The sequence below is a fragment of the Kitasatospora sp. NPDC036755 genome (assembly GCF_040636595.1).
In the GTDB taxonomy this organism is placed as follows: Bacteria; Actinomycetota; Actinomycetes; order Streptomycetales; family Streptomycetaceae; genus Kitasatospora.
Window position 1 is genome coordinate 1 of sequence record NZ_JBEZUT010000327.1, and the last position, 9,814, is coordinate 9,814.

11 protein-coding genes and 1 pseudogene are annotated in these 9,814 nt (G+C 72.8%); 8 read left to right on the top strand and 4 right to left on the bottom strand.

The window, feature by feature from the left end; translation table 11 throughout:
• Positions 1 to 77: 77 nt before the first annotated feature.
• A complete protein-coding gene (locus AB0E96_RS33490; RefSeq protein ID WP_359829563.1) occupies positions 78 to 359 on the bottom strand; it encodes a hypothetical protein in 282 nt (93 codons plus the stop codon).
• A 493-nt stretch (positions 360 to 852) separates the two neighbouring features.
• On the opposite strand from AB0E96_RS33490, the gene AB0E96_RS33495 reads away from it, so the two are divergent.
• Together AB0E96_RS33495 and AB0E96_RS33500 are read left to right on the top strand one after the other, a co-directional pair.
• Entirely contained in the window at positions 853 to 1,635 is a 783-nt protein-coding gene (locus AB0E96_RS33495; RefSeq protein WP_359829564.1) for an RDD family protein, read from the top strand.
• A 73-nt stretch (positions 1,636 to 1,708) separates the two neighbouring features.
• Complete coding sequence (locus AB0E96_RS33500; RefSeq protein ID WP_359829565.1) at positions 1,709 to 2,437, top strand: RDD family protein; 729 nt, start codon at positions 1,709 to 1,711, stop codon at positions 2,435 to 2,437.
• 40 nt (positions 2,438 to 2,477) lie between these two features.
• On the opposite strand, the gene AB0E96_RS33505 is transcribed toward AB0E96_RS33500, so the two are convergent.
• Entirely contained in the window at positions 2,478 to 2,777 is a 300-nt protein-coding gene (locus tag AB0E96_RS33505; protein WP_359829566.1) for a hypothetical protein, read from the bottom strand.
• 232 nt (positions 2,778 to 3,009) lie between these two features.
• Between AB0E96_RS33505 and AB0E96_RS33510 the strand changes: the two genes are divergently transcribed.
• The 4 genes from AB0E96_RS33510 (at position 3,010) to mycP (ending at position 7,051) form a co-directional block, all read left to right on the top strand.
• Entirely contained in the window at positions 3,010 to 3,723 is a 714-nt protein-coding gene (locus AB0E96_RS33510; protein WP_359829567.1) for an endonuclease V, read from the top strand.
• Positions 3,724 to 3,881: 158 nt separating this feature from the next.
• The gene (locus AB0E96_RS33515; RefSeq protein ID WP_359829568.1) at positions 3,882 to 4,268 is read left to right on the top strand and encodes a hypothetical protein; all 387 of its coding nucleotides are present in this window, start codon (positions 3,882 to 3,884) and stop codon (positions 4,266 to 4,268) included.
• Positions 4,269 to 4,306: 38 nt separating this feature from the next.
• A complete protein-coding gene (locus AB0E96_RS33520; RefSeq protein ID WP_359829569.1) occupies positions 4,307 to 5,725 on the top strand; it encodes a hypothetical protein in 1,419 nt (472 codons plus the stop codon).
• Between the two features lie 75 nt (positions 5,726 to 5,800).
• The gene (gene mycP / locus AB0E96_RS33525; RefSeq protein ID WP_359829570.1) at positions 5,801 to 7,051 is read left to right on the top strand and encodes a type VII secretion-associated serine protease mycosin; all 1,251 of its coding nucleotides are present in this window, start codon (positions 5,801 to 5,803) and stop codon (positions 7,049 to 7,051) included.
• On the opposite strand, the gene AB0E96_RS33530 is transcribed toward mycP, so the two are convergent.
• Complete coding sequence (locus AB0E96_RS33530; protein ID WP_359829571.1) at positions 7,045 to 7,617, bottom strand: GNAT family protein; 573 nt, start codon at positions 7,615 to 7,617, stop codon at positions 7,045 to 7,047. The two genes, mycP and AB0E96_RS33530, sit on opposite strands and share 7 nt — an antisense overlap.
• Positions 7,618 to 7,832: 215 nt before the next feature.
• Between AB0E96_RS33530 and AB0E96_RS33535 the strand changes: the two genes are divergently transcribed.
• A complete protein-coding gene (locus AB0E96_RS33535) occupies positions 7,833 to 8,450 on the top strand; it encodes a DinB family protein (protein WP_359829572.1) in 618 nt (205 codons plus the stop codon).
• Positions 8,451 to 8,525: 75 nt separating this feature from the next.
• On the opposite strand, the gene AB0E96_RS33540 is transcribed toward AB0E96_RS33535, so the two are convergent.
• The gene (locus tag AB0E96_RS33540) at positions 8,526 to 8,966 is read right to left on the bottom strand and encodes a hypothetical protein (protein ID WP_359829573.1); all 441 of its coding nucleotides are present in this window, start codon (positions 8,964 to 8,966) and stop codon (positions 8,526 to 8,528) included.
• 754 nt (positions 8,967 to 9,720) lie between these two features.
• Here AB0E96_RS33540 and AB0E96_RS33545 point away from each other — a divergent pair.
• Positions 9,721 to 9,814 (top strand): annotated as a pseudogene (locus AB0E96_RS33545) (WYL domain-containing protein); the annotation flags it as partial.

Here is a 9,814-nt window from a genome sequence, read left to right on the forward strand (position 1 = left end):
GTGCCGCCGCCCGCGGTGCCGCCGGAGGCGGCGGGGCCGGATGCGGGGGCTCCGGTGCCGGTGGCCGCGGAGCCGGTTCACGCGCGGCCGGGGGCCGTGGAACCGGTGCGTCCCGGGGCGGTGCGTGCGGAGGCGATGTACCCGGACGCGATGTACCCGGAGCCGGTGTGTCCGGAGGCTGTCTGCCCGGATCCGGCGGCCTCGGGGCCGATGCTCTCGCAGCCGGTCTTCGCGCAGTCGGTGTCCTCGGCGCCGGTGTCCTCGGCCCCGGTGCCCTCGACGCCGGTGTCCTCGGCGCCGGTCTCCTCGGCCCCGGTGGCGGAGGGGCGGGTCGGGCTGCCGGCGGGCGGGGGTGACACCGGGCCGGTGTACTTCGACCAGACCTCGGGCGGCGCGTCCTTCGTGCTCGGGCCGAGGGTGGCGGAGGTGATCGGCGGGCCGGTGTTCCGGACGGTCGACGGGCCGGGGACGGCTGCGGGGGTCTCGGCGGGGCCGGTGTCGGGCTTCGCCGCTGCCGGGCCGCCGGGGGCCGCCGGCTCGCTGCCCGGGGTGGTCCGGGGTGCGGTCCGGGCGCCGGACCCGGCTGTGGTCGCGGCTCCGGCCGAGGCTCCGGACCCGTCGGCCGAGGAGTCCGGGTGGCAGGCCGATCCGCGGACCCAGCGGGGCCTGATGGAGACGGGTGACGCACCGCGGTGGGTCTCCTGGGGGGTGCTCCCGGAGGCGTCCGATGCAGAACAGGGGCGTGCGGAGCCCGAGCGCGCTCCGATTGCCGCAGGCCCGGCCGCCGGCGCTGCCGTTCCGGTTGCTGTTCCCCTTGCCGCTCCCGCCGGTGCCCCTGTCGGTACTCCCGCCATGGTCGCGGCCGTGGCGGCGGCCGTGCGGGAGGTGCCGGTGCCGGCCGTCCTGGCCTCGGGGCCGGTGCCCGTGGTCGGCGAGGGAGTGGCGCAGATCCCGGCCGGGGCCGCCGCCGCCTCGAAGCCCGTGGCCGCGGCGACCGCCTCCGCTCCCGCCGCCGTCCACGCCGCGCCGCTGCCCGCCGTGCGGACGGTCCGGCAGACCGCGGTCCAGCCCCGCCCGTCCGCCGCCACCGTCCCCGTGCCCGCCCGGGCGGCCCGCACCGCCCGGACGACCCGGATCGCCGCCGGGCCGGCCGGCCTCGGCCGCCGGCTCGCCGCGCGGGCCGTGGACACCGGGGTGCTCCTGGTGGTCGCGGTCGCCGCCGGGATCCCGCTCGGCAACTCGGTCTCCGACCACCTCCGGCAGAAGGTCGACCAGGCCCGGATGGCCAGCGTCCTCGCCCGGCGCCAGGTCCAGGTCTGGCTGGTGGACGACGTGGTGCTGGGCAAGATCGCCGTGCTGATCGGCATCCTGCTGTTCGTCAGCCTGCTCTACGAGGTGCTGCCGGTCGCCCGCACCGGCCAGACCTTCGGCAAGCGGCTCGCCCGGATCCGGGTGGTCGACGCCGCGGCCCCGGCCGCCCGGACCAGGCTGAGCCTCGGCCGTTCGCTGCTCCGGTGGGCCGTGCGGCAGCTGGGCGCGGTGCTGCTGCTCGGCCTGGTCTGGCCGGTGTTCGACCGTGCGGCGCGGCGGGGCTGGCAGGACCGCGCGGCCCGTACCCGGGTGGTGCGCGACTGAGGCCCGACCGGGCCCGTGCAAAACGGACAAAATGTCCCGAACATCGAGAATGTGCGATGTTCTACTCGGGGTCATGAGCACCCACGACCCCTCAGGCCCCCAGCCGGAGGGGGGCGGCAAGCCCTCCTTCGACAAGCAGCCCCCGCAGCCGGGCGGCGGCACGCCGGAAGGCGAGCCGTCGGGCCCGACCCCGTCCCACGAACCGTCCGACGGCCCCGGCGCCTACCAGGGCACCTACGGCGGAAGCCCCTACGGCGAGCCGACACCTGGTCAGAACCCCTACGGCGACAGCCCGTACGGCCAGCCGCCACCCGGCCACGGCACCGGCTACGGCCCCGGCGCCCACGGCACCCCCGGCGCCGGCCCCGTCCCCGGCATGCCGCCGATCGGCACCTGGCCCAAGCGGATCCTCGCCCGCCTGATCGACTACATCCTGATGCAGGTCATCGGTGTGATCGTCGTGGGGCCCTTCACCGACCTCAGCACGCGCAACGGCTCCACCGAGGCGTTCTGGCTCGGCTGCGCCCTCTACCTCGTCTACGAAGCCCTGATGCTCGGCCGGGACGGCCAGACCCTCGGCAAGAAGGCGATGAAGATCCGCGTCGCGATGCTCGTCGACGGCAACAAGCCCACCCCGTCCGCGGCCTGGACGCGCGCCGCCGTCTTCATCCTCCCGGCCGTCATCTGCTGCGCCGCGCTCTGGTGGGTCGTCGACGGGATCTTCGGCGTCTTCGACCGGCCCTACCGGCAGTGCCTGCACGACAAGGCCGCGAAGACCGTGGTGGTCACCACGGAGATCTGACCACGGCGACGCGGCACACGCCCCGCGCCCGGCGGTGGATTCAGCGCTGCCGGGCGTACCCGTGTCCGGCGGCGGCCGCGGTGGGGCGGGGCGCTCCCGCCGCGTCGGCGGAGCCCGCCGGACCCGCCGGGCCCGCCGAGCCCGGTGCCGGGGCGGCGGCCCTGGCCGCGGCGGCGGACATCGACAGCACCGTCACCACGGTGCCGAGCACCAGCGCGAACCCCACCAGCACCACGACCGCCGGCACGCCCGAGGCGCCCGAGACGGCCAGCAGTGCCACCGTGGTGGCGACGACGGTGAACGAGCCGAGGCAGGCCTGGGCGACGGAGGGGCGCGGCATGGCGGGAATCCTTCGCACGTCGGGGGAAACGGGCGGGCGGGAGTGGAGCCGGTCCCGTGGTCCTACCCCGCGGGGGAGAGGGGCACGTCCAGGCTAGTCCCCGGAGGCGGGAGCACAGGGGGCGCACGGACTCACCCCGGGGTCGTCCGGCCCGGCCGACGGCCCGCACCCGGTCGGTACGGTGAACCGGAACCATCGACACCGCGCACCACCACACCCGGGGGAACCGACCATGCCCATCCCCGCCGACTGGCCCACCACCGAGGCCCAGGCACTCGCCGAACAGGAGCGGCTGCGCCCGCTCGTCCAGGCCCACGACGACCCGGACCGCGACCCCGCCGGCCCCGGCACGCTCATCGCCGGCGTCGACGTCGCCTACGACGACGACCACGACCTCGTCGCCGCCGCCGCCGTCCTGCTCGACCGGGACACCCTGGACGTGGTCGAACAAGCCACCGTCGTCGGCCGGATCGCCTTCCCGTACGTCCCCGGACTCCTCGCCTTCCGCGAACTCCCCGCCGTCCTCGACGCGCTGGCCGCCCTCACCCGCACCCCCGACACCGTCGTCTGCGACGGCTACGGCCTCGCCCACCCCCGCCGCCTCGGCCTCGCCAGCCACCTCGGCGTCCTCACCGGACTGCGCACCCTCGGCGTCGCCAAGACCCCCTTCACCTTCGACCACCACCAACCCGACGCACCCCGCGGCTCCTGGACCCCCCTCACCGACCCCGCCACCGGCGAAGAGGTCGGCCGCGCCGTACGCACCAGGGCCGGCGTCAAACCCGTCTTCGTCTCCGTCGGCCACCGCACCGGCCTCGACACCGCCGTCCGCACCACCCTCCACCTCGCCCGCCACTACCGCCTCCCCGAAACCACCCGGCACGCCGACTCGCTCTGCCGCCGCGCCCTCGCCGACGCCCAGCACGCCCGGACGAACGCGAACTGACCACGGCCAGGGCGGGGTTCGGGCCCGGTGTGTTAGACATGAGACACCGGGGCCCGGCCCCGACCGCCAGGGACGGACGCACGGGGGGCGCCGAAATGGGATCAGGGACCACCGGTACCGGATCGACTGGCGGAGCCGGACAGGGCTACCGCGTCGAAGTGGAACAACTCCGCACCTTCGCCGGCCAAGTACGGCTCCTGCTCGCCGACTTCCAGAAACACGCCGACGGCACCGACACCCACGGCCGCAGCGCCATCGGCAAGAACGCCTTCGGGACCTTCGCCGAAGCCACCGAGATCCACGGCCGCTACGGCACCATGCGCGACGCACTGCGCGACGTCCTCAACCAACTCCAGGAAGCCGTGGACGAGGCCCAGCAGAAAGCCGACCTCACCGCCGCCAACTACGAGGAACAGGACCGGCACACCGCCACCGGGCTCAAACTCGGCGACGACGGCTGGTCCGTCGCCCAGCCCTCCCCGAGCAGCCTGACCACCGCCCAGCAGAACCGCACCCCCGCCACCCGAGGCAACGCCACCGCCTGACCGCCGCCCGCCCGGACCCGAACGGAGGCCGACCGCCCGTGGTCTACACCGACTTCACCAAGTACAGCCACGCCCAACTCCGCACCATGGCACAGGCCCTCGACCCCGGCGCGGTCATGGCCGCCGGCGACCCCTGGCGCAAGGCCGCCGACACCCTCAAACAGATCCGCCAGACCCTCACCAAGGCCAGCACCGAAGCCGCCACCTCCTGGGAAGGCACCACCAGCGACGCCTTCCACACCCGCATGCTCACCCTGGCCGCCAGCATCAACAACGCCGCCGCCTACGCCAACGACGCGGCCAACACCCTCCACAACACCTCCGAGGCCATGGCCAAGGCCAAACGCGACATGCCCGAGGAACCCGGCAACTGGGACAAGGTCAAGGACACCGTCGGCGACGCCCTCTTCGGCGACGAGGACGAACACCTCCCCATCGCCGACCGCAAGAAGGCCGAAGCAGCCGCCATCATGCAGACCCTCGCCATGCACTACCGCGTCGCCACCCCAGCCCTGAAGCCCCCGCCGCCGTACGACCCGAAGAAGCCGGCGAGGGTCGAGTCTCCTGACACTGGATCCAAGGACGATCCGAGTGGGGCGGCGGCGGCCGCGGCGATGATGTCAGGAACCTCGGTGGGAGCGGCGGGAGCATCAACACGGGCGACGACAGCCCCGCCTCCGCAACGTAGGTCATCCCAGCCTCCAATGACCGGCCGGTCCATCGCGAGGAGCGCGCCGGTTGCGACCGACCCGGGCATCAAGGGGGGTACGGCACAAGCTCCAGCAAAGCCGTCCGCCCCGCCGGGGCCCGGCAACGGTATCTATGGCAGACCGGTTCCGCCTTCGAGTGGAAGTGTCCCGAGCCCGTCACTCGCTGGGGTCCAAGCCTCTGCACTGGATCCCGTGCAGACCGGAGGTCCCATGGCTGGTCCGTTCGGGGATGGCAACGGGCCGGAGTCGCCGCGATCCACGGGCCAGACGACTGTCTCCCCGGCCGGACCGATCGTCGGTCAGGGCAAGATCGGACCAGGTGGCAAGGAGATCTCGGCCGGGGCGACGGCGGTGGAGGGCCCCGGGCCGCGAGGAGGTCGGTCCTCCGGCGGCGCCAGTGAGGCCAACCCGGGTGTCGGTGCCGGAGGCCGTGGAGTGCCTGGTGGCAAGCAGGCTGTGGGTTCTCCGGCCAGGTCGGGCGGGGGCGTCGGAGAGATCGCGAACCCCGGTGGAGCACCGGGCAAGCAGGTCTTCACCGAAGGTGGGTCCGGTGTGGGAGCGCGAAACCGGCTCAGAAGTGAGTCGGGGGCGGTGAGTACGAGCGGTGTGTCTCCTGGAGTCCCATTGAATGGAACACAAGGACGTAAGAGAGAGCGGGGAAAGGACGGCAAGCGGCCGGACTATCTCGTCGAGGATGAGGAGACCTGGGCGTTGGCAAAGCCCAGGAACCCGAACGTGGTGGAATGAAACGGTCCGCGAACGGACGGGTGATCTGATTGCATCCCGCAGGTCGGTGGCCTGCGGGATGCCTCGCCGAGTGGGGTGACCAGGTTGAAGAGCCGCCGGTTGGCGCGTGGTGCGGCGGCCCTGGCCGCCGGGGTGACGATGACGGTCTTTGTCGTACCGGTGGCATCGGCCGATCAGAGCAGAGACCAGCAGTGGGCGTTGAAATCCTTCGAGGTGGAGTCGAAGGTCTGGCCGGTGAGTCAGGGCGACGGTGTGATCGTCGGAGTGATCGATACCGGTGTGAATCAGGACCACCAGGACTTGACCGGGCAGGTGCTTTCCGGCGCTGATTTCTCCGGTGGCAATACGGATGGTCGAGTGGACAGCGACGGTCACGGCACCGGGATGGCGAGCCTCATCGCTGGCCACGGGCATGGAGGCCAGACAGGGGTGATGGGACTGGCCCCGAAGGCGAAAATCCTCCCGGTGAGGGTGACAACAGATGCCGACAGCTCCAGTCCCCCGACGGATCCTGGTGCTTCCCAGCGTCCGGACACGATCCAGAACGAACTCGCAGCGGCGATCCGATTCGCGGTGGATCACGGCGCGAAGGTGGTCAACATCTCCCTCGCCGGGTCCTACCGCTGGGACTCGCAGCTGCGAAAGGCTGTCAACTACGCAGTTTCCAAGGACATTGTGCTCGTTGCTGGTGCGGGTAACACCGGGTCGAGCCTTGGGGCCGGATACCCCGCTGCCTTCCCAGGGGTGGTGGCAGTCGGGGCAGTGGACTCCAGCGGGGCTGTGTGGGAACAGTCGACGTCGGGTCCTGAGATGACGCTCGTAGCGCCCGGTGTCGGGATCTACCACGCCTCGGCGAAGTCACCGACGAGCTATGTGACCGCGAACGGCACCTCCGACTCCACCGCCTACGTATCCGCCACCGCGGCGCTCATCCGTTCCAAGTATCCCGACCTGTCGGCCGGACAGGTGATCAACCGCATGATCAAGTCGGCCACCCCGCCGGCCAACGGGACGGTGGTGCCCAACAACCAGTACGGCTATGGTCTCGTCGCGCCGGCGAAGGCTCTGGAAGTGAATCCCGCAGTGGACAACGGGCCTCGGGAGAATCCGCTGGTCGGGCGGATGGAAGCGAAGGGCACTCCTCCGCCGGTGGACGAGGAGACCGACGACCCCGCCGTGGAGCCCATGGTCCCCGAGGGGGACAGGGGCAGCAGTGACAGCGGGGTCTGGTTGGTGTTGGGGGCGGGGGTCGGCGGGTTGGTGTTGGTCGTCGGTGTGGTCGTGGCGGTGGTGGTGCGGCGGCGGGGGCGGGGGTCGTATCAGTGAGTGGCGAGCCATTCGTCGCGTAGGGCGGCCATCTGGAGGACGTCCCAGTAGCGGTCGTCCCAGTGGTGGGCTTGGCGGGAGCGGCCTTCGAGGGTGAAGCCGGACTTGCGGTAGGCGTGGGCGGCGCGTTCGTTGTACTCGAAGACTTCGAGGTGGACGCGGTTGAGGCGGATGGTCGTGAAGGCGTGGCGCAGGACCAGGATGGTGGTTTCGGTGCCGATGCCGCGGCCGGTGCTGTCCGGGGTGAGGGCGATGCGGTAGCTGGCGGAGGAGTTGTCGGGGTCGACGTCGGTGAGGGCGGTTTCGCCGAGGAAGCGGCCGGTGGCGGGGTCTTCGACGGCGAGGTCGAGGCGGTCGGGCTGGGCGGCGCGGGTGGCGCACCACTGGTGGATCTGGTGGTGGGTGAAGGCGGTGCGGGTGCCGGTGAGCCGGTTGGTCGTTGCGTCGGTGCAGAGTTCCCACATGGGGTCGGTGTGCCGTTCGTCGAGGGGGACGAGGCGGATGGTGGGGCCGTGCAGGGTGGGTTTGACGGCGAGGGCGGCGAGGTCGGGGTGGTCGGTGGCCATGGTGTTCAGGATGGTCGGCCGGTTTCCTGTTCGTCCACGCATTTGTCCTGGGGTGCGCCGGCGGGCGGGGGCGTGTGTTGGCGGCGCGCGCCGGATGATGCGCTGGGTCGGCGAGGTGGCCGAGGTGGCCGAGGTGGCCGGGGTGGCGGCATTTCGGCGGCCGATGGCGTCATTGCCGCTGGTGGGGCTTCCCGGGTGGCGGGGATGCTGGGCCCATGAGCACTCCTGAGAGCACCCGGGCCGAGAACGCGCCGATCGGCACCGCCACCGCGGCCGCCGCTACTCCCGCCGCCACCGACGGCGGGATCGTCCCCGACACCAAGGACTGGACCTGGGTGCTGGAACGCCCTTGCCCGGACTGCGGGTTGGACACCCCGGGGGTGGTGCGGGAGGAGGTCGCCGGGATGGTCCGGGCGAACGCGGAGGGCTGGCTGGCGGTGCTGGCGGGGGACGTGGACGGGCTGCGTCGGCGGCCGGCGCCGGGGGTGTGGTCGGACCTGGAGTACGCGTGCCACGTCCGGGACGTCTTCCGGCTGTTCGACGTCCGGTTGGGCCTGATGCTCGACCGGGAGGACCCGCTGTTCCCCAACTGGGACCAGGACGGGACGGCCGTCGCCGAGCGCTACGGGGCGCAGGACCCGGTGGTGGTGGCCGGGGAGTTGGCGGAGGCCGCGGAGAGGCTCGCCGTGGCCTTCGAGCGGGTGGCCGGCGCGCAGTGGGGTCGGACCGGGAACCGCAGTGACGGGGCGCGGTTCACGGTCGAGTCGTTCTCCCGGTACCTGATCCACGACCCGGTGCACCATCTGTTCGACGTGACGGGCGAGCGGGTCTGAGGCCGGGCCGGGAAGAGCCGGGCCGGGAAGAGCGGGGCCGGGAAGGGCCGGGAAGGGCCGGGCCGGGGCGTGGGGTCACCAGCCGGAGGCCTCGCGCAGCATGGTGCGGCGCAGCCGTCCGGCGACGCTGGCGGCGTCGGTGCCGATGACGTCGGCGATCTCGGGGGCGGCGAGGCCGACGACGTAGTGCAGGATCGCCAGGTCGTCGTCCGCCGGGTGGCGGTCCGGGTCTGCGGTCACTCTGCGGGTGTGGTCGGCGACGGTGCCGCGCAGGATCTCCCAGGCGTGCGCGGTCGGGTTGGAGCTGCCCATCAACTCCCGCCAGTGCACCGCGATTTCCGCGAAGGCCTGTTGGACGGCGGCGGCCGCGGCGCTGTGCTCGGTCAGCCACACGTGCGCGTAGCTGAGGTACCGGGGGCGGTGGAGTTCGCAGAAGGCGGTGAACTCCAGTGGTACGTCCGCCGGCTCGCCGGGCCCCGGGGGCGGCTCGGCGGAACTCCTGTGACGGTTGGTCATCTCGGCTTCTCGGAAAGGGAGATGGGTTTCTGACGGTCGATCATCTGTGCTCACTCTACGGTAGGCCCTCGGTGCGCTGGGTGACCAATCCGATGGAATGCCCGGAACCCGCCGCCGCCAGGCCGGTTCCGGTGGCGACCGGGTGCGGAGCGGCGGCGGGGCGGTCGGGCGGGCGGCCGGCGAGGGCCGGCGGGGCTGTGCTGCGCGGTGGCGCGGGAGGCGTAGGTGCGAGCGAGTCGCGGCTGGTCAGAGGGGGTGGGGCGGCGGTGGCTGCGGGGTGGCTGATGTGCCACCGTAGGCCCTGTGGAGGCTGGCGTCCACGCCCGGGGCGCGAACCCGCGCCCGCACAACCACCTGCACAACCGCACTCGTGATCGCGCGGGAAGATCACCACGGACGAGGGCATGGCCGTCATCACGGTGACGACCGTTCGGGGTGGGGTGGGGGCGTGCGCGGAGTGGACGCCGGCCGCGGATCGAAGCACGCCCCGGCGGCCCGATCGGGACCTGCCGGGGCGGGTGGCGGCCGGAGCGGCCGCCGGTCAGGAGGTCGTTCGGGCCTCCGTGGGGGAGATCCGGTCGGCGGCGGTGTCCCGCTCGACCTGGGTCGGGAAGGCTTCGACGGCCCGTCGCCGGGCCGACTGCGCCGCCGCGGCAGCCACGGCCGCAGCCGCCGCGGCTGCCCCGGATGCGGCCTCCTCGCGTTCGCGCCGGTGTGCCGCACCCGAGGCGTGACCGGGGGCATGCGAACCCGGGGCCACACCTACCTCGAGGCCTGGTGCCGCACCTCCGAGGACCACCGGATGTTCCGGCTCGACCGGGTCGCCGAGATCCGCGTCTTGGACGTCC